The organism is Pseudomonas sp. S2_E02, assembly GCF_054668355.1.
This window is the reverse complement of record NZ_CP162761.1, coordinates 6,320,204-6,342,337: the sequence shown is the minus strand read 5'-3', so window position 1 is coordinate 6,342,337 and position 22,134 is coordinate 6,320,204. Positions and strand designations below refer to the sequence as shown.

Below are 22,134 nucleotides of genomic sequence, written 5' to 3'. Positions count from 1 at the left end.
ATGTAGGTACAAAAACTGTTCATGAATACCTCAGCCTACCTGCTTGGTCGGGCTGTGATAGATATCAGCGAACATGTCAGCCATGGCTTCTTCGCTGGGTTCTTCCTGCATTTGCACGCTGACGGCGCGGCTGACCAGTTGATGACGGCGCGGCAGATGCAAATCATCCGGAATCCGTGGGCCATCGGTCAGGTACGCGACCGGCAATTCATGACTGATCGCCAGGCTCAACACTTCGCCAAGGCTGGCCGTTTCATCCAGTTTAGTCAGGATGCAGCCGGCAAGCCCGCAACGCTTGTAACTGTGATAAGCGGCGGTTAGAACCTGTTTCTGGCTGGTGGTTGCCAAGACCAGATAATTTTTTGAACGAATGCCACGCCCGGCCAGACTTTCCAGCTGCATGCGCAGGGCCGGATCGCTGGCTTGCAGGCCGGCAGTATCGATCAATACCACGCGTTTGCGCAGCAGTGGATCCAGCGCTTGCACCAGCGATTGGCCCGGATCGACATGGGTCACTGGCACATTGAGAATGCGGCCCAGCGTCTTCAGTTGTTCCTGAGCGCCGATACGGAAACTGTCCATGCTCACCAGCGCGACATTCTGCGCGCCGTATTTCAGCACATAACGCGCGGCCAGCTTGGCGAGTGTAGTGGTCTTGCCCATGCCGGCAGGACCGACCATGGCAATGATACCGCCCTCTTCCAGTGGCTCGACTTCCGGTACGGCAATCATCCGGGCCAGATGCGCGAGCAGCATGCGCCAAGCCTGACGCGGTTCTTCGATATCAGTGATCATCGCCAGCAGATCGCGCGACAACGGGCCGGACAGGCCGATACGTTGCAGACGGCGATACAGGTTGGCTTGCGCCGGACGGCTGCCTTGCAGCTGATTCCAGGCCAGGGTGCCGAGCTGAACTTCCATCAGCTCGCGCAGGCTGTTCAATTCAAAGCGCATCGAATCCAGTGCACGCGGATCGATACCACCGGAGGACTGCGCAGGTGCCGGGGCCGGACGCGCCGGAGCGGCGTAAGTCGGCTCGGTCAGCGGTTCAGCGGCGGTCAGCGGCAGGCCGGCGGTCAACGGCAGCCCGGCGAAAATCTGGCGATTGCTATTGCCATCGGCTTCGCCACGCAGGCTCAACTCGGCCTGAGCGGTGACGATGCGCGACTGGGTCTTGCGCAGTTCGTCCTCGAGCTCCATGTTCGGAACCCGTGGCGCCAGCGCCGACAATTTGTAATCCAGTGCCGCCGTCAGCTCGACACCGCCGGCAATGCGGCGGTTGCCAATGATGGCGGCATCAGCGCCCAGCTCATCACGAACCAGCTTCATGGCCTGACGCATATCGGCGGCAAAGAAACGCTTAACTTGCATAAACCACTACCTCAGCCGTTGGGCCCTACTGTCGCAACGATGGTCACTTGCTTGTTGTCCGGTATTTCCTGGTAGGCCAGCACATGCAGTCCAGGGACGGCGAGGCGGCCAAAGCGCGAGAGCATCGCGCGGATCGGGCCGGCGACCAAAAGGATCACCGGCTGCCCTTGCATTTCCTGACGCTGCGCCGCTTCGATGAGCGAACGCTGCAGCTTCTCGGCCATGCTTGGCTCCAGCAGAACGCCCTCTTCCGAGCCTTGTCCTGCCTTCTGCAGACTATTGAGCAATATTTGTTCCAACCTTGGTTCCAAGGTGATCACAGGCAGCTCCGACTCAGTGCCTACAATGCTTTGGACGATGGCGCGAGATACGCCGACCCGCACAGCAGCCACCAGCGCGGCGGTATCTTGACTCTTCGCGGCGTTGTTGGCGATGGCTTCGGCAATGCTGCGGATATCGCGCACCGGCACGTGTTCGGCGAGCAGCGCTTGCAGCACTTTGAGCAACTGCGACAACGTGACCACACCCGGCACCAGCTCTTCTGCCAGTTTCGGCGAGCTTTTGGCCAGCAATTGCATGAGTTGCTGCACTTCTTCGTGGCCGATGAGCTCGCTGGAGTGCTTGTACAGAATCTGGTTCAAGTGCGTCGCGACCACGGTGCTGGCGTCGACCACGGTGTAACCGAGCGATTGTGCCTGGGCGCGCTGGCTGATTTCGATCCATACCGCCTCGAGGCCGAAAGCCGGATCTTTGGCGTTGATACCGTTGAGCGTGCCGTAGACCTGGCCTGGGTTGATCGCCAGTTCGCGGTCCGGGTAGATCTCGGCTTCGGCGAGAATCACGCCCATCAGGGTCAGGCGATAGGCGCTTGGCGCCAGGTCGAGGTTGTCGCGAATGTGCACGGTCGGCATCAGGAAGCCCAGATCCTGCGAGAGCTTCTTGCGCACGCCCTTGATCCGCGCCAGCAATTGCCCGCCCTGGTTGCGATCCACCAGCGGAATCAGGCGATAACCGACTTCCAGACCGATCATGTCGATCGGCGTCACGTCGTCCCAGCCCAGCTCTTTGGTTTCCATGGCGCGGGCCGGCGACGGCAGCAAATCCTGCTGGCGCTTGACCTCTTCCAACGCCACGACTTTAGCGACGTTCTGCTTTTTCCAGAACAGGTACGCGCCGCCAGCGGCCAGCGCAGCCATGCTCAGGAACGAGAAGTGCGGCATGCCCGGCACCAGGCCCATGACCGCCATCAGACCGGCGGCCACCGCCAGCGCTTTTGGCGAGGCGAACATCTGGCGATTGATCTGCTTGCCCATGTCTTCCGAACCGGAAGCACGGGTCACCATGATCGCCGCCGCTGTTGATAACAACAGTGATGGCAATTGCGCCACCAAACCGTCACCGATGGTCAACAAGGCGTAAACCTTGCCGGCATCGCCGAAGCTCATGTTGTGCTGGAAGATACCGACGGCCATACCGCCGATGAGGTTGATGAACAGAATCAGCAGGCCGGCAATGGCGTCACCACGGACGAATTTGCTGGCACCGTCCATCGAACCGTAGAACTCGGCCTCTTGGGCGACTTCCTGACGGCGCATCTTGGCCTGGTTCTGGTCGATCAGACCGGCGTTGAGGTCGGCGTCGATCGCCATTTGTTTGCCGGGCATCGCATCGAGAGTAAAGCGCGCGCTCACCTCGGAAATCCGTCCGGCACCCTTGGTGACCACGACGAAGTTGATGATCATCAAGATCGCGAAGACCACGATACCGACCACGTAGTTACCGCCGATCACCACCTCACCGAAGGCCTGAATCACCTTACCGGCAGCGGCGTGGCCGTCCTGACCGTGGAGCATCACCACCCGCGTCGAGGCCACGTTCAACGCCAGCCGCAACAGCGTCGCGACCAGCAGAATCGTCGGGAACACGGCGAAATCCAGCGGTCGCAGCGCATACACGCAGACCAGCAGGACGACGATCGACAGGGCAATGTTGAAGGTGAAGAACACGTCGAGCAGGAACGGCGGCACCGGCAACATCATCATCGCCAGCATGACCAGCAACAACAACGGCACGCCCAGATTGCCTCGACTGAGGTCGGCAACGTTTGTGCGAGCAGTGTTGAATAACTGAGAGCGATCCACCGGTTTTCCCCGTTCCTTTAAAGCAAACTTTTGACGCCCAGAGCGGGCTCACGGCGGGTACTGCAAGAAGCTTTCCAACTTTTGCCGGGGAATGAAATAGAGGGGTTTGATCAAGGAATTTTTGCTGATTGGGCCGGCCCTTTCGCGAGCAGGCTCGCTCCCACAGGGAACCGCATTCCAAATGTCAGATTGAAATGCAATCCAAATGTGGGAGCGAGCCTGCTCGCGAAGGGGCCCTCATGTTCGGCGCAAATTTCTTCATTTAAACGAAGCTGTTTAAAAGACACCTCCAGACACGGTCTCAAGGCTACAAATCCTTGCGCCATTGCCTACAGCCAAGCCAGAATCCGCCGGCTTGTGCGCCTTGGGGTCGGGTTCTATTGTGGTCCGGTCGCTGACGAATCAGCGATCGGGTCTCGCAGCCCGTCGATCTCTGGACGCACAACACCCGCTTTTTATGGCGGCTGTACGTGGGAGACCTTCGGGTCTGCCGGTTCTAGAGTCCCGGTCTGCGACCCGCGTATAGCGGCCACCCTCATTCGTCTCGCAGCGAACGTTGGCAGCTCCAATGACTCTAGGGAGCTTCACCATGACCAAACCAACACCCAACCCACCCGAAACCGACCCCGCCTCCCCCTACGAATCCCTCGATTCAAAAAAGCTTAACGACGCCGCCGAACGCGCCCTCGATCACTACCTCTGCCCACCCGGCTCCACCCCGCCGCCCCGTAAAACCCGCCGGATGTACGCCGTCACCGCTGACTTCAAAAATGAGGAACTGCTCGCCGATGCCAGCGAAACACTCGCCTCAGCTAGAACCATCGCCCATGACTTCGCCCACCTCATACCCGCGTCGCAGCGCAGGACGCTGTTGGGGATCGCGCAACTGATCATGCTCGGCGAGCTGGCGGTCAATCGGGCGCTGGATAATCTGGAGTTGCCGGGGTAAGGCAGGCATTGGGCACACCCGCTGATTGATCGGGCGCCCGTTCTGGCCTCTTCGCCGACAAGCCTGCTCCCACAGGGGATCCGTGTGATACCCCAAATCTGTATTCACTGAAGATCCAGTGTGGGAGCGAGCTTGCTCGCGAAGGGGCCAGTGAAGTCAGCGCAATGCGCTTCTTAAACTCTGGTGTTTAAAAGACACTTCAGGACACGCCTTCCAGGCTACAAATTCTTGCGCCATTGCCTACAGCTACGCCAGAATCCGCCGGCTTGTGCGCTTTGGGGGCGGGTTCTATTGTGGGTCGGTCGCTGACGAATCAGCGATCGGGTTTAGCGACCCGGACCATCTCAGTGCATCAGCGTTCGTGGCTTCGTTGTGGGACTCTTCGCCCGCAATTACGTTATGGCGGCTGTATGCGGGAGACCTTTGGGTCTACCGGGGTGCCTGTGACCGGTTCGCTAACCTGCGTACAGCTGCCACCTTCACTTGTTTAGCGACAGGGAAAGAGTGGCTCCATAACCTCAGGAGCTTCACCATGATCAAACCAACACCCAACCCACCCGAAACCGATCCCGCCTCCCCCTACGAATCCCTCGATTCAAAAAAGCTTAACGACGCCGCCGAACGCGCGCTCGATCACTACCTCTGCCCACCCGGCTCCACGCCACCACCGCGTAAAACCCGCCGGATGTACGCCGTTACCGCCGACTTCAAAAACGAGGAACTGCTGGCCGATGCCAGCGAAACACTCGCCTCAGCCAGAACCATCGCCCATGACTTCGCCCACCTCATACCCGCGTCGCAGCGCAGGACGCTGTTGGGGATCGCGCAACTGATCATGCTCGGCGAGCTGGCGGTGAATCGGGTGATGGATAATCTGGAGTTGCCGCAGTAGCGACACGCGATGATCGTTCCCACGCTCCTGCGTGGGAATGCCTCAACGGACGCTCCGCGTTCGGCTCTGGAAGGGACGCGGAGCGTCCGGGCTGCATTCCCACGCAGAGCGTGGGAACGATCAATGAGACGTTGTGATTGCTCGCGAAGGCGACCTTACAACCAACGCATGTTTCAGCCATAAAAAACGCCGCACCGCGCAATCGGGACGGCGTTTTTTAATGCCGGTTACTGCGCAGTCAGTATCTGCTTGGGCGCAATATTGCCGAAGCTCAGTTGCTTGCCGTTGATGTACCGCGTACCCCGCAAAATCTGCTCACCTTCGACCTCAACGAAGTCCTCATCCATGTACATCAGCACGACCTTGGTCACTGGCGCAATGACTCCAGGGATCATCAGATCGGTTTGCAGCAGATTGAGCGCCCAATGAAACTGGATGGCCGGCAAATCTCCGATTTCGATCTGACCCGTGTCATCCAGCGATCTGAAGTCTCTGCGTGCAGTCACGCGGAATTTTCGCCCGACCTGCACAAACTCCGGTTTGCCATAACGCACCTGCCGATGAGGGCCGGTCGCCCATTGATCGTTGTAATAACTAGGCGAGGTGAAGAGTTCGAACAACGCCTGATTGTCGCGGATGTTTCCCGCTGCACCGAACAGGTAGTTGTAGGAATAGTGGTTAGCCAGGCCGTCCAGTTCAGGCCTGATCGCGTTGATCGGATTGTCGAGATAATCCGGGATATAAGCATTGGCCATCTGTTTGAAATGGGTGAAATCCAGATCCATGTCGAAAGTGACGGTGTAGCAGATGGCCCGCTCTTTCGGGTTCTGTTCCAGTCGCCCTGACACATATTCCAGGCCCGTGCCCTCAAGTTTTCGGTAAATGCGCTCTGCCATGATCATGCTCTCCTGATTCGGTAAACTTGCGCCCCTATATCGATGTCATGAACAGCCGTCCGTCTACTGTAAGAGTTGACAGGTGGATGGCACTTCCAGACCAACGGTCTCTCGACGACGGAGCCAACCAAAAGAGGACATCTGCAAAGCCACCGCTCATCGGAAATACTCGATCACCTGTCAGATCTGACAGTGGCGAGAATTCTTACTTCCTGCATCAAATGGAGCCTTTCCAGGCAATCACTCGAACGCAGGAGATACCCCATGAACTCAATTTCAGCAGTCACCGATCCAGCGGCGCCAAAAGTACTTGAGGCACACGGCTCCGCAGGGGATCAACTTGACTTCGATCATGTCTATTTCGCCCAACACGTTACCGCTCAAGTTCCGCACTACACCGGCATGGCCCGCGGCCATACGGTTCGCATCACTTGGGAAAACCCTCGGCACACCTACCACTCGGAGGTGATCACCGTGGGAACCCCTGGCACCATCGACATCCGCATTCCGCGCCTGGAGGTGATCGATAGCATTGGCCATACGGTGAAGGTCTTTTACACGGTACGTACGGCCCCGGGCACGACCTTGATTCCTTCGCGCTATTTGCTGCTGCACATTCTCCCTCAGTCATTCGATCTCCTGGCACCGACCCTGTCGAGTGATCAGGAAACTGTTAGCGTCAACTACGCAGGCATGACGACTGGCTATACGGTACGTTTGCGCGCTACCGCCAACACGCTATGGGAAAGTGATACGCGACCCGTTCAGGCAGGTGTCACGCCAGTCTTTACACTTCCTTCTGACTGGCGAACAAACAATCGCGGCGCCGATGCCCTGATCAATTACACCGTGTACAAATCGGGAAGTGGTGAGCGGTTGATGTTTTCGAAGGTGTTGAGGGTGCTCGTGGGCGAGGCAGTACCGGGTCCGGATCTACTCGAGAACTTTGACGCTTACCCGGATCGCTCCATCGCGCCCGGTCAAAGCTTCGATCTGGCAAGCATGAAAGTCACGAACCTTGGAAGATCGGGAGGACTGGTCAAACTCACAGAGGCGGGTGCAACTAACATACCGGGGAAAATCGAGCGAAAAGTCCTGGTCACAGATGGCGTCATATCCACACTAAGGCTGGATTTGCATTCGAGTTATTCCCGTGTTCGATTTTGGTACCAGGACGTGCATGTGGCTGCAACTGCGGTGTTCTATAACGCCGCTGGTAATTCACTCGGAAAAAAAGAACTGACTAATTACCACCCCGACAACAGCCCCAAGCAGCTTGATTTTTCAGCCCACGGCATCAGGCGTATAGATATTCAAAACGCCACCAGCGACGTTGTCCGATACGATAACTTCGAGCTGACTAACTAATGACAAACGCCTGATTACTGGAGATTTCTCACTTCGATGCCTCCGGATCCAAGGGAGAAAAGGGGGACGGATTTATTTGACCAGTGATTTAAACAGGGGGGCTTGGGGGGCTTGATCAAGGTTTTTCTGCTGGCCGGATTGGCCCTTTCGCGAGCAAGCTCGCTCCCACAGGGAAACGCATTCCAAATGTGGGAGCGAGCTTGCTCGCGAAGGGGCCAGTGAAGTCAGCGCAATGCGCTTCTTAAACTCTGGTGTTTAAAAGACACTTCAGGACACGCCTTCCAGGCTACAAATCCTTGCGCCTTTGCCTACAGCCAAGCCAGAATCCGCCGGCTTGTGCACCTTGGGGTCGGGTTCTATTGTGGGTCGGTCGCTGACGAATCAGCGATCGGGTTTAGCGACTCGAATTCAAGTCAAAGGTGCATCGGCGTTCCAGGCTTCGTTGCGGATCTGTTTTTTCGCGATTTCGTCATGGTGGCTGTATGCGGGAGACCTTCGGGTCTGCCGGGTGCCTTTGACCGGTTCGCTAACCTGCGTACAGCCGCCACCCTCCTGTTTAGCGACAGGTTGTAGCGGCTCCACTTCAAAGGAGCTTCACCATGATCAAACCAACACCCAACCCACCCGAAATCGATCTCGCCTCCCCCTACGAATCCCTCGATTCAAAAAAGCTCAACGACGCCGCCGAACGCGCCCTCGATCACTACCTCTGCCCACCCGGCTCCACGCCCCCACCGCGTAAGACCCGCCGGATGTACGCCGTCACCGCCGACTTCAAAAACGAGGAACTGCTGGCCGATGCCAGCGAAACACTCGCCTCAGCCAGAACCATCGCCCATGACTTCGCCCATCTCGTACCCGCGTCGCAGCGCAGGACGCTGTTGGGGATTGCGCAACTGATCATGCTCGGCGAGCTGGCGGTGAATCGGGTTATGGACAATCTGGAGTTGCCGAACTAGTTCGGGTACTGATCGTTCCCACGCTCCTGCGTGGGAATGCCTCAACGGACGCTCTGCGTTCGGCTTTGGAAGGGACGCGGAGCGTCCCGGGCTGCATTCCTTTGCTGCGCGTGGGAACGATCATAAAAAACCGCCGCCCCGTTGAATCGGGGCGGCGGTTTTTTCGTTTCAGCGGCTTTGCGATCGATCGCTCAATACCGGAGGATTTTCACTTTTCCATTCTTGCTCTTGGGCAATTCGAACTCGACCTCGCCGCCCACTTTGACGTTCGCCTGCCGGGCATCGGGCAATGGAATGCTGAATCGGTATTCTTTGGCGGTGAGAAAAAAACCCGTGGCTTCGGCAAAGGAAAGGGATCGTCCCGATTGCTTCGGCGTGATGGTGCCTCTCCCGGTTTTTTCATCGTAGCTGCTGAAAATACCTTTCATTGCCTTGCTCCCTTGCACTCGCTCGCCTGACCGCGCCAGGTTCGCGGCGCCACCTTGCATCAAACTGCAAAATCACGGAAAGCGCACCTGTCAGAGTTGACAGTAAAGGGAGATCTCAGACCAATGGCTGCACAGCAACGTCAGGAGTCGCGACGCAGATCCGGCGGAATCGGCAAGTCGTCCTTGAGCGGATCCGGGCGCTTGCCCTTGCCGGCGCGGTACTGGCGGATCTGGTAGACGTAGGCCAGGACCTGCGCAACCGCGAGATACAGACCACCAGGAATTTCCTGCTCGAGTTCGGTGGAGTAGTAGATCGAACGCGCCAGCCCCGGCGATTCGAGGAGCATGACGTTGTTGGCGACGGCGATTTCACGGATCTTCAGGGCGAGGAAGTCGCTGCCCTTGGCCAGCAGCACCGGTGCGCCGCCCTTCTCCGAGTCGTACTTGAGCGCGACGGCGTAGTGGGTCGGGTTGGTGATGACCACGTCGGCGTCGGGAATCGCCGCCATCATGCGCCGTTGAGACATTTCGCGCTGGGTCTGGCGGATGCGCTGTTTGACCTCCGGGCGACCCTCCTGATCCTTGTGCTCGTCGCGCACTTCCTGCTTGGTCATCAGCAGTTTCTTGTGCGCTTCCCAGAGCTGCACCGGCACATCGACAGCCGCGATGATGATCAGGCCGCAGGCCAGCCACAATGTGCTCCAGCCGACCAGCGTGACGCTGTGGATGATCGCCATTTCAAGTGGCTCGTGGGCGATCCGCAAAAAGTCATCGACGTCCGCCGACAACACCGCCAATGCCACGCCCAAAGTGATGAGGAACTTGGCCAGGGCCTTGAGCAGTTCGACCACAGCCTTGAACGAGAACATCCGCTTCAGGCCTGCCGCCGGGTTCATCCGGCTGAACTTGGGCGCCATGGAGCCCGCTGCGAACAGCCAGCCACCGAGGGAAATCGGCCCGATCAACGCGGCGAGCAACAGAGTGATCATGATCGGCTGGATCGCCAGCAGCGCCATCTGGCCCGACTGCAACAGAAACGCGCCCATGGAACCCTGATCCATGATCACTTCGCGCGACAGCGTGAAGTTCAGGCGCATCAGCTCCATCAGGTCCTCGGCCAGCATGCCGCCGAACACCAGCAGCGCACCGGCACCGGCCATGGTCACGGCCAGGGTGTTGAGTTCTTTGGAGCGGGCAATCTCACCCTTCTCACGAGAGTCTTTTTTGCGTTTGTCCGTGGGGTCTTCTGTTTTGTCCTGACCACTTTCGCTCTCTGCCATGACTCAGCGCGCCCGTGCCAGTTCGCGTAACAACTGCAAGGCCTCGGTGGCCAGCGGCTGGTACTGATTGAGAATGTCCGCCAGACCGACCCAGACGATAAACAGACCGAGCACCAGGGTCAGCGGGAAACCGATGGAGAAAATGTTCAGTTGCGGCGCCGCGCGGGTCATCACGCCAAACGCGATGTTGACCACCAGCAACGCCGTCACCGCCGGCAACACCAGCAACAATGCGGCGCCCAGCACCCAGCCGAGTTTGCCGGCCAGTTCCCAGTAATGCGCGGTCATCAGACCGCTGCCGACCGGTAGCGTGGTGAAGCTTTCAGTGAGGACTTCGAAGACCACCAGATGGCCGTTCATCGACAGGAACAGCAAAGTCACCAGCATGGTGAAGAACTGCCCGATCACCGCCACCGACACACCGTTGGCCGGGTCGACCATCGAGGCGAAGCCCATGCCCATCTGAATCGCGACAATCTGCCCGGCGACGGCAAAGGCCTGGAAAAACAGTTGCAGGGAAAACCCCAGCACCGCACCGACCAGAATCTGCTCGGCTATCAGCAGCAAGCCACTGAGATCCAGCGGGCTGACCGCCGGCATCGGCGGCAGGCTCGGCGCAATACACACGGTGATGGCCACGGCGAAATACAGGCGCACCCGGCGCGACACCAACGTCGTGCCGAACACCGGCATGACCATCAGCATCGAGGCGACGCGAAACAGCGGCAACATGAACGACGCCACCCAGGTACTGATCTGGGTGTCGGTCAGCTGAAGCAGCGATTGCATGGCTTAGCCGATGACCATCGGGATGTTTTTGTACAACTGAATGATGTATTCCATGAAGGTCTGCACGATCCACGGACCGCCGATGATCAACGTCACCAGCATCACCAGCAGACGCGGGAGGAAGCTCAGGGTCTGTTCGTTGATCTGGGTCGCGGCCTGGAACATCGCCACCAGCAAGCCGACCAACAGGCTCGGCACTACCAGAATCGCGACCATCAGGGTGGTCAGCCACAACGCTTCACGAAAGATATCGACCGCAACTTCCGGCGTCATGGCGAGACACCTCCGAAACTGCTGGCCAGGGTGCCGATGATCAGCGCCCAGCCATCGACCAGCACGAACAGCATGATTTTGAACGGCAGCGAGATGATCAGCGGCGAGAGCATCATCATACCCATCGCCATCAGCACACTGGCCACGACCAGGTCGATGATCAGGAACGGAATGAAGATCATGAAGCCGATCTGGAACGCGGTTTTAAGCTCGGAGGTGACGAATGCCGGCACCAGAATGGTCAGCGGCGCCTGATCCGGCGTGGCGATGTCGGTGCGCTTGGACAGGCGCATGAACAGCTCCAGATCGCTGGTGCGGGTCTGCGCGAGCATGAAGTCCTTGATCGGCACCTGAGCTTTTTCGACCGCTTGCTGGGCGGTGAGCTTTTCCGCCAGATACGGTTGCAGCGCATCGTTGTTCACCCGGTCGAACACCGGGGCCATGATGAACATGGTGAGGAACAGCGCCATGCCGGTGAGGATCTGGTTCGACGGCGTCTGTTGCAGGCCGAGGGCCTGACGCAGGATCGAGAAGACGATGATGATCCGGGTGAAACTGGTCATCAGAATCACGGCCGCCGGAATGAAGCTCAGGGCGGTCATGATCAAGAGGATCTGCAGACTGACCGAATACTCCTGCGCGCCATCGGCGTTGGTGCCCAGCGTGATCGCCGGGATCGACAACGGATCGGCGGCGAATGCCAGCGGCGCGGCCAGCATCAGGGCCAGCGTCAAGACGATGCGTAACGCACCCATTACTTCTTATCCTTCTGATCCTTGCCGAGAATCTTCAGCAGATGCTGGGCAAATTCCGGGGTCGCTTTCTCGCTGGTGTTCGGCACCTCGACCGGCTCTTTGAGCACGTGCAGCGCGGTGATGGTGCCGGGGCTGAGGCCGAGCAGAATCTGCTCGTTGCCGACCTGCACCAGCAGCAAACGGTCACGCGGGCCGAGCGCGCGCGAACCGATCAGCTCGATCACCTGGCCCTTGCCTGCCGGACCTGCCTGCTGCACCCGGCGCAACAGCCAGGCGAGGAAGAAGATCAACCCCAGCACCAGCAACAGGCCGAACACCAGTTGCGTCAGTTGCCCAGCCACGCCGCTGTTGACCATCGGCGCGGTGGCGGCTGGCACTGTGGTCGCCGTTGAAGGCTCGGCGGCCAGCACGCTCAATGGCAATGCCAGCAAAGCCCAGAGAAACCGTTTCACTCAGCGCAGCTTCTTGATGCGTTCGCTTGGGCTGATCACGTCAGTCAGACGGATGCCGAACTTCTCGTTGACCACCACCACTTCACCGTGCGCAATCAGCGTGCCGTTAACCAGCACGTCGAGCGGCTCACCGGCCAGACGATCAAGCTCGATTACCGAACCCTGGTTGAGTTGCAGCAGGTTGCGGATGTTGATGTCGGTGCTGCCGACTTCCATCGAAATCGACACCGGGATGTCGAGGATCACGTCCAGGTTCGGGCCGTCGAGGGTCACCGGGTCGTTGTTCTTCGGCACGCTGCCGAACTCTTCCATCGGCAGGCGCGAGCCGCTGGATGCGTCAGCCGCCAGCAGCGCGTCGATGTCAGCTTGACCATCACCGGTTTCTTCCAGGGCCGCAGCCCATTCGTCAGCCAGTGCCTGGTCGTCCTGGGCGTTCATATCGTCGTTCATCATTTGTCCTCGGCGGGCAAAAATTCAGTTAAATGCTTGGGGTAGGAGCGCCGTTTCAGCGACGCTCGATCGGCTCGATCACTTGCAACGCGAGGTTGCCTTTGTGCGAGCCCATCTTGACCTTGAAGGCCGGCACGCCGTTGGCGCGCATGATCATGTCTTCCGGCATTTCGACCGGGATCACGTCACCCGGCTGCATGTGCAGGATGTCGCGCAGTTTCAACTGGCGGCGCGCCACGGTGGCGCCGATGGGTACGTCGACATCGAGGACGTCCTGACGCAGCGCGTTGACCCAGCGCTCGTCCTGATCGTCGAGGTCGGACTGGAAACCGGCGTCGAGCATTTCGCGCACCGGCTCGATCATCGAGTACGGCATGGTCACGTGCAGGTCGCCGCCGCCGCCATCGAGTTCGATGTGGAACGTGGAGACCACGATCGCTTCGCTCGGGCCGACGATGTTGGCCATGGCCGGGTTCACTTCCGAGTTGATGTACTCGAAATTGACTTCCATGATCGCCTGCCAGGCTTCTTTCAAATCGACGAAAGCCTGTTCCAGCACCATGCGCACCACACGCAGTTCGGTCGGGGTGAATTCACGCCCTTCGATCTTGGCGTGACGGCCGTCGCCGCCGAAGAAGTTGTCCACCAGTTTGAACACCAGTTTGGCGTCAAGGATGAACAGCGCGGTGCCGCGTAACGGTTTGATCTTGACCAGGTTGAGGCTGGTCGGCACGTACAGCGAGTGCACGTATTCGCCGAACTTCATCACCTGCACGCCACCGACGGCAACGTCCGCCGAGCGGCGCAGCATGTTGAACATGCTGATGCGGGTATAGCGGGCAAAACGCTCGTTGATCATTTCCAGAGTCGGCATGCGTCCACGGACGATGCGGTCCTGACTGGTCAGGTCGTAGCTTTTGACACTGCCGGGTTCGGCAGCGTTATCGGTCTGTACCAGACCATCGTCGACGCCATGCAACAGCGCGTCGATTTCATCCTGGGACAGCAGATCCTGCACGGCCATGTCGTGTTCCTACTGCAGTACGAAATTAGTGAAAAGCAACTGTTCGATCACCACTTTGCCCAGCTCTTTCTGCGCCACTTCCTGGACGCTGGCGGTGGCCTTCTGGCGCAACATCTCCTGGCCGACCGGGGTCGCCAAGGTGGCGAAATCCTGACCGGAGAAGAGCATCACCAGGTTGTTGCGGATCACCGGCATGTGCACTTTGAGCGCTTCCAGATCAGCCTGATTACGCGCCAGCATGGTGATGCTCACCTGCATGTAGCGCTGACGGCCGTTCTGGTTGTAGTTGGCGACAAAGGCCGGCGCCATCGGCTCGAAAATCGCCGGCTGCTTGCCGACAGGCGCTGCATCAGCGGCTTCGGCAGGCTTGCTCTGAGCGCTGTGCATGAAGAACCAGGTCGCCCCCACGGACGCGCCAATGGCCAGCAGCAACGCCAGCACGATCACAATGATCAGCTTGAGTTTGCCTTTGGTTGCGGGGTCTTTCACTGCTGCTGTTTCGCTCTTCGCCATGCCAATAATCCGTCACTAATCGGGTTTTCACAGTCGCACGGCAAGGCAAGAGCAAGTGTTATGCCAGAAGTGTCGGCCGTAGCGCAGACAACGCTAAAGTCAAAGGCACCCTCACCCCAGCCCTCTCCCGGAGGGAGAGGGGGCCGACCGAGGCGTCTTGCGTTAAACATCGACCTGCAAGACCGAGTCGATTAGAGATTCACAGCAGAAGTATCAGATCGGCGTACTTCAAGAGCATCCCCCAATCGGTCCCCTCTCCCTCCGGGAGAGGGCTAGGGTGAGGGTTTTCAGGGGGCCGACCGAGGTGCAAGACGTCAAACATCGACCTGAAAGACCAAGTCGATTACGGATTCACAACAGGAGTATCCGGTCGGCGTACTTCAAGAGCATCCCCCAATCGGTCCCCTCTCCCTCTGGGAAGGGCTAGGGTGAGGGTTTTCAAGGGGCCGACCGAGATGTCAGACGCCAAACATCGACCTGAAAGACCGAGTCGATTGGAGATTCACAGCAGAAGTATCAGGTCGGCGTACTTCAAGAGCATCCCCCAATCAGTCCCCTCTCCCTCTGGGAGAGGGCTAGGGTGAGGGTTTTCAGGTGGCCGACCGAGGTGCAAGACGTCAAACACCGACCTGAAAGACCGAGTCGATTGGAGATTCACAGCAGAAGTATCAGGTCGGCGTACTTCAAGAGCATTCCCCAATCAGTCCCCCCTCCCTCTGGGAGAGGACTAGGGTGAGGGTTTTCAGGTGGCCGACCGAGGTGCAAGACGTCAAACACCGACCTGCAAGACCAAGTCGATTATGGATTCACAACAGGAATATCCGGTCGGCGTACTTCGCAAGCATCCCCCAATCAGTCAGTCCCCTCTCCCTCCGGGAGAGGCTAGGCGGGCGGCGTTCCGATGAGGGGCTCTTGATTTTGCTCAGGCGTAATAGTCGACCGCGCTGCTGCCAATCACGCTGGTGGTTTGAGCAGCAACTTCAGCAATAGCGGCAGGCGCCAATTCGTCATCCGCCGAATCGAGGCGTCCGCCGGCCGCGCTGGTGCGACCACTCTGGCCCTGCTGCGCCTGTTCCTGACCTTGTTGCCCCTGCCAGCCACGGTTCTGGTCGGAGACATTGACGTCGACCTGACCCATGCCCTGCTGGTTGAACATTTCACGCAGGCGATGCATCTGGCCGTCGAGCGCTTCTCGCACGCTTGGATGCGCGCTCATAAAGGTCACTTGGGTCTGCTGGTCCGGAACCATGTTGACGCGAATATCCAATCGCCCCAGTTCAGCCGGCTGCAGCTGAATGTCCGCCGCCTTCAGATTGGCACTCGACAGATACATGACGCGATTGACCACTTCTTCAGTCCAGCCGCTCTGGTGCATGGCGATCGGCTGATTCACCGGTACCGCGTTCGCTGTCTTCGGCGTGGCCGCCTGCGTCAGTGCCGCCAGACGGTTGGCGAAGTCATCGACGCGGGTATCGCTGGTCGCAGTCTTGAGATCTTTGAGGCCATCGTCGATCAAGCCGCTGAACGCTTTGTCACCACCCTGGCTGGTGCTGTCCTTGTCGGCTTGCACGTCGAGCATACTGGCCATGCCGGCGGCGAAGGTTTGCGCGGAAGTCAATTCACCGTCGGCCTGAGCCTGAGCCGGCGACGCTTTCGGTTGCGCCTGGCTGGCGGCGGAAATGTGCCCGCCCTGCTCCATCGCCATGCGTACCGCCGGCATCGAGTCGAGCGGGTCGGCCGAAGGGTCGAAATCGCTGTCGGTGGCCGGTGCCGGATCTTTGACCGTACCCGGCAGTGCGGCAAGCGCAGGCGTTTCGGCTTCAGGCTGGGCACTCGCGACGACCGCCGGAGTCTGCACAACTGGCGCCGTGACTACCGGCTGCACAGCGGTTGCCAATGCCGGATCGAGCGTCGGATCAACCGGCGCCGCGTCTACCACTGGCGTCTGGGCGGTGTCTGTGTTGTCGTCGCTGCTGGCGCTGCTGTCATCGGTCGCTGCGGTTTTGTCGGCAGGCAAGTCGTTGCCGCTATCGGCAACCGCCGGCTGTGCAGCGGCAGACTGATCTTTGCCGATGTCCTTTTTGCCGCTGTTGTCAGCGACCTTGTCGCGCGCCGACTTCGGCGAATTGTCAGCGGTGGCGACAGGCTTGCTCGACCCCTGATCGGCGAACACTTTAGCGAAGCTTGAGGCTTTATCCCCGGCGTCTACGGCCATGGCCGACGTTTTGGCCGAGGTAGCTTGCGCCTTGGCCTGAGCGGCATTCTGAAGAAGGATGTTGGGGGTCGCAGGCATGAAACGGTCTCCGCTGCACTGGGATCGTAGGTACAGTTGCAGAGATAACTGCAAGTGCCGGGCCAGTTTTGCCCGGCACTCGTAAAAAGCGCCGGACGGCGGGATCAGTGCGTGTGAGCAGGATGTTTTTCGCTTTCATAAACCGGGCGAACTTCAGCAAATTCGCCACTGATCTGAGCGACCAGTTTGACTATTTCCGCCGGGCTCTTATTTTTGGCTTCCGACTCCAGCTCCTGGCAGAGCGCCGCCAAACGGACAGCCCCCATGTTGCTGGCGCTGCCCTTGAAGCTGTGGGCAACTTCCGACAAGACCTTGGCATCCACCGCTTTTCGCAGATCAACCAAGCGACTTTCGGAATCCGTCAGAAAGGTATCCAGCAGTTCTGGATAACCCTCCTCCATCACATCGCGCAGTACTCTCAGCGCCTCGCGATCAATATGTGTGTCAGTCACTTGTTCACTCCTTGATCAAGAATTGCGCGAATTATGCCTCAACCTCCCAGGAAAACTCCACGCAGGCACTACGACCTTCGTCCGACCAACTGGCGTTATGCCCCAATTGCCGGACCAGACTGACGCCGCGCCCCGACAAACGGATACCGTCCAGCGGCCTTTCCATGATTCGCGCTACATCAAAACCCTTGCCGCTGTCCTCAACGCGAATCACCAGCCGGCCGCCATCGCCTTGTGGCTGCACCTGCAGATGCACACGGACAAAGCCATCCTGCAGCGCCTCCAGCCGATCGTTGCGCTGCTGATAATAGCGAGCAAAACCCGCCGCATCGCGCTTGAGGCTGGAGTCCAGACCCAGCACGCCATGTTCCAGCGCATTGGAATACAACTCGGCCAGCACGCTGTACAAAGCACCACTCTGCGCCCGCAACCCATGCACCTCAAGCAGCAACTGCAACAGGTACGGCAACGGATTGAAGCGCTTGAGCGTGGCGCCACGAAACTCGAAGCTCACCGACCAGTCGAGCGGGCACGACTGGCCGCTGTCGGAATACACCGGCGCCGACGGCTTGACCTGCGCCGTCTCCAGCAGGCTGACCTCGACCATGCTCACGTCGTCGCGAGCCTCTCCGCGAAAATCGCGCAATGCCTGCTCGATGTCCTCGAACAAGCGATCAGGCTCGCGGTTAGCGGCGAACACCTGCTGCAAACGCTCGACACCGAACAGTTGATCACTGGCATCACTGGTGTCGATCACCCCGTCGGACAACAGGAACACCCGATCACCGGCGGCCATCGGATGCACTTCCGTACGGTCGTCGAACGCCTGCGCACTCAGTACACCCAGTGGCAAGTGCCGCGCTGCCAGCGGTACACGTTCACCGCTGGCGATCCGATGCAGATAGCCGTCAGGCATGCCGCCGTTCCACACTTCGACCGAGCGTCGCTGAAAACTCAGGCAAAGCAGCGTGGCGCAGCAGAACATGTCCACCGGCAGGATGCGTTTGAGCTTGGCGTTCATCTCGCGCAGGGTTTCGGCCAGGCCGTAGCCCTTGGCAGTCATGCCGTAGAAGACTTCGGCGAGCGGCATGGCACCCACTGCTGCCGGCAGCCCGTGACCGGTGAAATCGCCGAGCAGCACATGCATGTCACCGGCCGGCGTGTAGGCTGCCAGCAGCAGGTCACCGTTGAACAGCGCATAAGGTGATTGCAGGTAGCGGATGTTCGGCGCACTCAGGCAACCGGAATGCGCGACCTTATCGAACACGGCTTTGGCCACACGCTGTTCGTTGAGCAGGTAATCATGGTGTTTGGCGATCAGGTCGCGCTGCTGCAGCACGGTTGCCTGCAAGCGGCGCAAGCGATCCATCGCCTTGATTTTGGCGGCGAGGATCACCTGGTTGTAAGGCTTCGCCAGAAAGTCGTCGCCACCGGCCTCCAGACAACGGGCCAGCGCTTCGCTTTCAGTCAGCGAGGTGAGGAAGATGATCGGCACCAGCGTCTCGCCCGCCAGCGCCTTGATCTGCCGCGCGGCTTCGAAGCCGTCCATGACCGGCATCATCGCGTCCATCAGCACCAGATCGGGTTGCTGCCGGCGAAACAGATCGACCGCTTCGGCACCGTTGGCCGCCGTCAAGACGTTATGGCCCTGACGACGGACGATGGTCGACAGCAACAGGCGATCGGCGGCGCTGTCTTCGGCGATCAGTATGGTCAGCGGCTCTTGCGCCTGCATGGTCGTCAAGTGATGTCGAATAGTTTGTCGAAATTGGAGATGGCGAGGATCTTCTTCACATCGGAGCTGCTGTTGACGACTCGCACGTCCGAGTTATCGCCGCCGGCGTGATCGCGCAGCAGGAGCAGCATGCCCAGTGCGGAGCTGTCGAGGTAGGTGGCTTCTTTCAGGTCGACCACAATGGATTCAGGCTTGGTGTCGAGCCGCTCATAGGAATCGCGAAATTCCTGATGGCGACCAAAATCAAATCGACCCTTGACGGAAATCGTCAGCTTTTGACCATCCGGAGAGACTTCTGTAACGACTGACATTGACTGGCTTCCTTGTCATTGACGAACCTGTACAAGGTTTAGCACTTGGTAGACCCATGGGCAAGGTGCAACACCGGATCAAATGTGGGAGCGAGCCTGCTCGCGAAGGCATCGTGCCAGTCAACAATTGAGCCAGTTGACCGAATGCATTCGCGAGAAAGCTCGCTCCCACAGGGTTTCGCGGTGCAATTTAGAAGGGATTCTGTCGCGGCAAACGCTGTGACAATTCATCGAGCAACTTCTGCTCGCGCTTGTCTTCGAGACGTTGCGCCTCTTCGCGATAACGTTGCACCAGTTTGCGCAAACCTTCGACCTTGGCGAACGCCTGTTGCCATTCTTCACGCGCCTTGTCGAGTTTGTTCTGGTGCCAGACCAGACTCTGGCGCTGCTGGTCGACGGCGGTGTCGAGTTGCGCCAGAAAACCCTGAAAACCCAGCAGCCACTGCCCGCTCACGCCGGTGCTGCCGCGCACGATCCATTGCTGCGAGTAATCCAGACGAAAGGCATTGAGGTCGGCGAGTTTGCTTTCTGCGACTTTGACCTGACCCTGAAAATAGCCCAGCCGTTGCACGGCGGTTTTCTCGGCCTGTTCGGCCATGTCCACCACCGGAGCCAGGCGCGCAGCGCGGCTGACGGCCATGGCCGGTTACCCGCCCGCCGCAGGGGCGAACAAGGTCTCGAGATAGGCCTGGCTTTCACCCATGTTGATTTTGTCGTTGAGGCCCTGACGCTGGTAGCGCACCAACTGCGGTTGCAGGGAAATCGCCAGATCGGTCTCGCGGTCGCCGCCGGCAACGTAGGCGCCGACGCTGATCAGATCGCGGCTCTGCTGATAACGCGACCACAACTGTTTGAAGTACTGCGCGCGCTGCATGTGTTCCGGCGAAACCACCGCCGGCATTACCCGGCTGATCGACGCTTCAATGTCGATGGCCGGATAGTGCCCTTCCTCGGCCAGACGCCGGGACAGCACGATGTGACCATCAAGTACGCCTCGAGCCGAGTCGGCAATCGGATCCTGCTGGTCATCGCCTTCGGACAACACCGTATAGAACGCGGTAATCGAACCACCGCCCTTCTCCGCATTACCGGCACGCTCAACCAGTTTCGGCAATTTGGCGAACACCGACGGCGGATACCCCTTGGTTGCCGGCGGTTCGCCGATGGCCAAGGCGATTTCCCGCTGCGCCTGGGCGAAACGGGTCAGCGAATCCATCAGCAGCAGGACGTTCTTGCCCTTGTCGCGGAAATACTCGGCAATTCGCGTGCAATACATGGCGGCGCGCAGGCGCATCAGCGGCGCATCGTCCGCAGGGGATGCGACGACCACGGAACGCTTGAGACCTTCTTCACCGAGGATGTGCTCGATGAATTCCTTAACTTCTCGACCCCGCTCACCGATCAGGCCAACGACGATGATGTCGGCCTCGGTGAAGCGGGTCATCATGCCCAGCAACACCGATTTACCGACACCGGTACCGGCGAACAGACCCAGACGCTGGCCGCGACCGACCGTCAGCAAACCGTTGATGCAACGGATACCAACGTCCAGCGGTACGCTGATCGGGTCACGGTTGAGCGGGTTGATCGTCGGGCCGTCCATTGGCACCCAGTCTTCGGCCTTCATCCCGCCCTTGCCGTCCAGCGCACGACCGGCGCCGTCGAGGACGCGCCCGAGCATGCTCATGCCCATCGGCAAGCGACCGGTATCAGCCAGTGGTACCACACGGGCGCCCGGGGCGATGCCGGCAACGCTGCCGACCGGCATCAGAAAAACTTTGCTGCCGGAAAACCCCATGACTTCCGCTTCGACCTGGGACGGGTGATAGCTGTCGTCATTGATCACCAGGCAGCGCGTGCCCATGGCGGCGCGCAGGCCTTCGGCTTCGAGGGTGAGGCCGACCATGCGCAGCAGGCGACCTTCAAGAATCGGCGCGCCGGCAATCTCGGTGGCCTCAGCGTAAGTACTCAGGCGCTTGGCGAAACTGGTGCGTTCAAGGCGCATCGGGTTCGTCCGCGAGCGGCTCGTCAGGTGAGGCCGCCGGTTTTACGTCTTCAGGAATGTCCAGAGTCAGATCCGCTTCAGCCGGGTGCAACGCCTGCTCGTGCAACTGATCGAACAGTTTGGCCATGACCTGAGCGACGCGGGTTTCGATGCTGGCATCGATGCGGCTGTGCTCGGTTTCAACCCGGCAGCCACCCGGCAACAGCGATTCATCTTCGACGATGCGCCAGGTTTCCTCATGACGTTCGCGCAAGGCCTTGGCCTGTTCGAAGTCCTGCGGATTGACGTACAGACGCACGTTTTCCACACCCAGCGGCAACAGCTTGAGCGCATCGCGCATGACGTGTTCGATCTGGCTGGAATCGATGGCCAGTTCGCGCTTGATCACCTGTTTGGTGATGTGCTGCACGAGGTCGACCAGCGATTTTTCGATCTGCGTGTCTTGCTCAGCGATGGGTTCGAACAGGTTCGCCATCAACTGCTCAAGGCTGGCAAGTTTTGCCGCCAGCGCCACTTCAGCTTCCTGACGGACCTTGAGCGTGGCGCTGTGAAAGCCTTCTTTCTCGCCGATGCCGAAGCCTTCGTTGTAAGCCTCCTGACGGATGCTTTCGAGTTCTTCCAGGGTCAGTGGCTGGACTTCTTCCAGCGGCACCTCTTCCATTTCCGGCGGTTCGGGTTCCGGCTCTGGCTCGGGTTCCGGCTTCGGCGGGTCGAAGCTGGGCATGGCCCAGGATTCGAATCCGCGCACATCACGGGCACGGATCAGATCCGTCACATCGTCGTCGTGCTTGTCCATGG

Annotated in this window: 23 protein-coding genes; 4 read left to right on the top strand and 19 right to left on the bottom strand. The window is 59.4% G+C overall.

Annotated elements, in window-relative coordinates; translation table 11 throughout:
- Positions 1-30: 30 nt before the first annotated feature.
- Both flhF and flhA read right to left on the bottom strand, forming a co-directional pair.
- Positions 31-1,371, bottom strand: a complete 1,341-nt coding sequence (gene flhF, locus AB4O01_RS28480) for a flagellar biosynthesis protein FlhF (RefSeq protein WP_093439773.1) — start codon at positions 1,369-1,371, stop codon at positions 31-33.
- A gap of 11 nt (positions 1,372-1,382) precedes the next feature.
- Positions 1,383-3,512, bottom strand: coding sequence for a flagellar biosynthesis protein FlhA (gene flhA / locus AB4O01_RS28475; RefSeq protein ID WP_093439768.1), 2,130 nt, complete (start codon positions 3,510-3,512; stop codon positions 1,383-1,385).
- A 589-nt stretch (positions 3,513-4,101) separates the two neighbouring features.
- Between flhA and AB4O01_RS28470 the strand changes: the two genes are divergently transcribed.
- Positions 4,102-4,461, top strand: coding sequence for a DUF6124 family protein (locus AB4O01_RS28470; RefSeq protein ID WP_460090194.1), 360 nt, complete (start codon positions 4,102-4,104; stop codon positions 4,459-4,461).
- Between the two features lie 532 nt (positions 4,462-4,993).
- Positions 4,994-5,353 carry a DUF6124 family protein gene (locus tag AB4O01_RS28465; protein ID WP_414926761.1) on the top strand — a complete coding sequence of 120 codons (360 nt, stop codon included), beginning with the start codon at positions 4,994-4,996 and terminating at the stop codon, positions 5,351-5,353.
- 227 nt (positions 5,354-5,580) lie between these two features.
- On the opposite strand, the gene AB4O01_RS28460 is transcribed toward AB4O01_RS28465, so the two are convergent.
- Positions 5,581-6,249, bottom strand: a complete 669-nt coding sequence (locus AB4O01_RS28460) for a hypothetical protein (RefSeq protein WP_460090193.1) — start codon at positions 6,247-6,249, stop codon at positions 5,581-5,583.
- 264 nt (positions 6,250-6,513) lie between these two features.
- On the opposite strand from AB4O01_RS28460, the gene AB4O01_RS28455 reads away from it, so the two are divergent.
- Together AB4O01_RS28455 and AB4O01_RS28450 are read left to right on the top strand one after the other, a co-directional pair.
- Entirely contained in the window at positions 6,514-7,617 is a 1,104-nt protein-coding gene (locus AB4O01_RS28455; RefSeq protein WP_460090192.1) for a hypothetical protein, read from the top strand.
- A gap of 599 nt (positions 7,618-8,216) precedes the next feature.
- Positions 8,217-8,576 (top strand): DUF6124 family protein, encoded by a 360-nt coding sequence (locus AB4O01_RS28450; protein WP_460090191.1) that lies wholly within the window; start codon positions 8,217-8,219, stop codon positions 8,574-8,576.
- Between the two features lie 191 nt (positions 8,577-8,767).
- On the opposite strand, the gene AB4O01_RS28445 is transcribed toward AB4O01_RS28450, so the two are convergent.
- From AB4O01_RS28445 to fliH, 16 genes are all read right to left on the bottom strand, one after another.
- Entirely contained in the window at positions 8,768-9,004 is a 237-nt protein-coding gene (locus AB4O01_RS28445) for a hypothetical protein (protein ID WP_093439760.1), read from the bottom strand.
- 140 nt (positions 9,005-9,144) lie between these two features.
- Positions 9,145-10,284, bottom strand: a complete 1,140-nt coding sequence (flhB, locus tag AB4O01_RS28440) for a flagellar biosynthesis protein FlhB (protein WP_460090190.1) — start codon at positions 10,282-10,284, stop codon at positions 9,145-9,147.
- A 3-nt stretch (positions 10,285-10,287) separates the two neighbouring features.
- On the bottom strand, positions 10,288-11,073 hold the full coding sequence (gene fliR, locus AB4O01_RS28435; protein WP_093439752.1) for a flagellar biosynthetic protein FliR: 786 nt from the start codon (positions 11,071-11,073) through the stop codon (positions 10,288-10,290).
- A 3-nt stretch (positions 11,074-11,076) separates the two neighbouring features.
- Positions 11,077-11,346 (bottom strand): flagellar biosynthesis protein FliQ, encoded by a 270-nt coding sequence (fliQ, locus tag AB4O01_RS28430; protein ID WP_038363854.1) that lies wholly within the window; start codon positions 11,344-11,346, stop codon positions 11,077-11,079.
- Entirely contained in the window at positions 11,343-12,101 is a 759-nt protein-coding gene (fliP, locus tag AB4O01_RS28425) for a flagellar type III secretion system pore protein FliP (protein ID WP_003222895.1), read from the bottom strand. The genes fliQ and fliP overlap by 4 nt, the downstream gene beginning before the upstream one ends.
- Positions 12,101-12,553: a flagellar biosynthetic protein FliO gene (gene fliO, locus AB4O01_RS28420; RefSeq protein ID WP_093439747.1), complete on the bottom strand. Its 453-nt coding sequence runs from the start codon at positions 12,551-12,553 to the stop codon at positions 12,101-12,103. Before fliO ends, fliP begins: the two co-directional genes overlap by 1 nt.
- The gene (gene fliN, locus AB4O01_RS28415; RefSeq protein ID WP_008077656.1) at positions 12,554-13,003 is read right to left on the bottom strand and encodes a flagellar motor switch protein FliN; all 450 of its coding nucleotides are present in this window, start codon (positions 13,001-13,003) and stop codon (positions 12,554-12,556) included.
- 55 nt (positions 13,004-13,058) lie between these two features.
- The gene (gene fliM / locus AB4O01_RS28410) at positions 13,059-14,027 is read right to left on the bottom strand and encodes a flagellar motor switch protein FliM (protein WP_003222890.1); all 969 of its coding nucleotides are present in this window, start codon (positions 14,025-14,027) and stop codon (positions 13,059-13,061) included.
- A gap of 9 nt (positions 14,028-14,036) precedes the next feature.
- Positions 14,037-14,540 carry a flagellar basal body-associated protein FliL gene (gene fliL, locus AB4O01_RS28405; RefSeq protein WP_007920033.1) on the bottom strand — a complete coding sequence of 168 codons (504 nt, stop codon included), beginning with the start codon at positions 14,538-14,540 and terminating at the stop codon, positions 14,037-14,039.
- A 922-nt stretch (positions 14,541-15,462) separates the two neighbouring features.
- On the bottom strand, positions 15,463-16,833 hold the full coding sequence (locus AB4O01_RS28400) for a flagellar hook-length control protein FliK (protein WP_460090188.1): 1,371 nt from the start codon (positions 16,831-16,833) through the stop codon (positions 15,463-15,465).
- Positions 16,834-16,937: 104 nt separating this feature from the next.
- Entirely contained in the window at positions 16,938-17,285 is a 348-nt protein-coding gene (locus AB4O01_RS28395) for an Hpt domain-containing protein (protein WP_186624404.1), read from the bottom strand.
- Between the two features lie 31 nt (positions 17,286-17,316).
- A complete protein-coding gene (locus tag AB4O01_RS28390; protein ID WP_460092325.1) occupies positions 17,317-19,020 on the bottom strand; it encodes an ATP-binding SpoIIE family protein phosphatase in 1,704 nt (567 codons plus the stop codon).
- Between the two features lie 5 nt (positions 19,021-19,025).
- On the bottom strand, positions 19,026-19,331 hold the full coding sequence (locus tag AB4O01_RS28385) for an STAS domain-containing protein (protein ID WP_093439728.1): 306 nt from the start codon (positions 19,329-19,331) through the stop codon (positions 19,026-19,028).
- A gap of 190 nt (positions 19,332-19,521) precedes the next feature.
- On the bottom strand, positions 19,522-19,971 hold the full coding sequence (gene fliJ, locus AB4O01_RS28380) for a flagellar export protein FliJ (RefSeq protein ID WP_093439724.1): 450 nt from the start codon (positions 19,969-19,971) through the stop codon (positions 19,522-19,524).
- A gap of 6 nt (positions 19,972-19,977) precedes the next feature.
- The gene (fliI, locus tag AB4O01_RS28375) at positions 19,978-21,336 is read right to left on the bottom strand and encodes a flagellar protein export ATPase FliI (protein WP_093439720.1); all 1,359 of its coding nucleotides are present in this window, start codon (positions 21,334-21,336) and stop codon (positions 19,978-19,980) included.
- Positions 21,326-22,132: a flagellar assembly protein FliH gene (gene fliH / locus AB4O01_RS28370; RefSeq protein ID WP_460090187.1), complete on the bottom strand. Its 807-nt coding sequence runs from the start codon at positions 22,130-22,132 to the stop codon at positions 21,326-21,328. The genes fliI and fliH overlap by 11 nt, the downstream gene beginning before the upstream one ends.
- Positions 22,133-22,134 lie beyond the last annotated feature (2 nt).

What these genes read in the sequence shown, in the direction of transcription:
- AB4O01_RS28470 (WP_460090194.1), top strand. Translation starts at nt 4,102, where the DNA reads ATGACCAAACCAACACCCAACCCACCCGAAACCGACCCCGCCTCCCCC.
- AB4O01_RS28450 (WP_460090191.1), top strand. Translation starts at nt 8,217, where the DNA reads ATGATCAAACCAACACCCAACCCACCCGAAATCGATCTCGCCTCCCCC.
- fliJ (WP_093439724.1), bottom strand. Translation starts at nt 19,971, where the DNA reads ATGGCCGTCAGCCGCGCTGCGCGCCTGGCTCCGGTGGTGGACATGGCC.
- flhF (WP_093439773.1), bottom strand. Translation starts at nt 1,371, where the DNA reads ATGCAAGTTAAGCGTTTCTTTGCCGCCGATATGCGTCAGGCCATGAAG.
- flhB (WP_460090190.1), bottom strand. Translation starts at nt 10,284, where the DNA reads ATGGCAGAGAGCGAAAGTGGTCAGGACAAAACAGAAGACCCCACGGAC.
- fliR (WP_093439752.1), bottom strand. Translation starts at nt 11,073, where the DNA reads ATGCAATCGCTGCTTCAGCTGACCGACACCCAGATCAGTACCTGGGTG.
- AB4O01_RS28455 (WP_460090192.1), top strand. Translation starts at nt 6,514, where the DNA reads ATGAACTCAATTTCAGCAGTCACCGATCCAGCGGCGCCAAAAGTACTT.
- fliL (WP_007920033.1), bottom strand. Translation starts at nt 14,540, where the DNA reads ATGGCGAAGAGCGAAACAGCAGCAGTGAAAGACCCCGCAACCAAAGGC.
- fliM (WP_003222890.1), bottom strand. Translation starts at nt 14,027, where the DNA reads ATGGCCGTGCAGGATCTGCTGTCCCAGGATGAAATCGACGCGCTGTTG.
- fliN (WP_008077656.1), bottom strand. Translation starts at nt 13,003, where the DNA reads ATGAACGACGATATGAACGCCCAGGACGACCAGGCACTGGCTGACGAA.
- fliP (WP_003222895.1), bottom strand. Translation starts at nt 12,101, where the DNA reads ATGGGTGCGTTACGCATCGTCTTGACGCTGGCCCTGATGCTGGCCGCG.
- fliH (WP_460090187.1), bottom strand. Translation starts at nt 22,132, where the DNA reads ATGGACAAGCACGACGACGATGTGACGGATCTGATCCGTGCCCGTGAT.
- AB4O01_RS28465 (WP_414926761.1), top strand. Translation starts at nt 4,994, where the DNA reads ATGATCAAACCAACACCCAACCCACCCGAAACCGATCCCGCCTCCCCC.
- AB4O01_RS28390 (WP_460092325.1), bottom strand. Translation starts at nt 19,020, where the DNA reads ATGCAGGCGCAAGAGCCGCTGACCATACTGATCGCCGAAGACAGCGCC.
- AB4O01_RS28460 (WP_460090193.1), bottom strand. Translation starts at nt 6,249, where the DNA reads ATGGCAGAGCGCATTTACCGAAAACTTGAGGGCACGGGCCTGGAATAT.
- AB4O01_RS28400 (WP_460090188.1), bottom strand. Translation starts at nt 16,833, where the DNA reads ATGCCTGCGACCCCCAACATCCTTCTTCAGAATGCCGCTCAGGCCAAG.
- fliI (WP_093439720.1), bottom strand. Translation starts at nt 21,336, where the DNA reads ATGCGCCTTGAACGCACCAGTTTCGCCAAGCGCCTGAGTACTTACGCT.
- AB4O01_RS28445 (WP_093439760.1), bottom strand. Translation starts at nt 9,004, where the DNA reads ATGAAAGGTATTTTCAGCAGCTACGATGAAAAAACCGGGAGAGGCACC.
- fliQ (WP_038363854.1), bottom strand. Translation starts at nt 11,346, where the DNA reads ATGACGCCGGAAGTTGCGGTCGATATCTTTCGTGAAGCGTTGTGGCTG.
- AB4O01_RS28385 (WP_093439728.1), bottom strand. Translation starts at nt 19,331, where the DNA reads ATGTCAGTCGTTACAGAAGTCTCTCCGGATGGTCAAAAGCTGACGATT.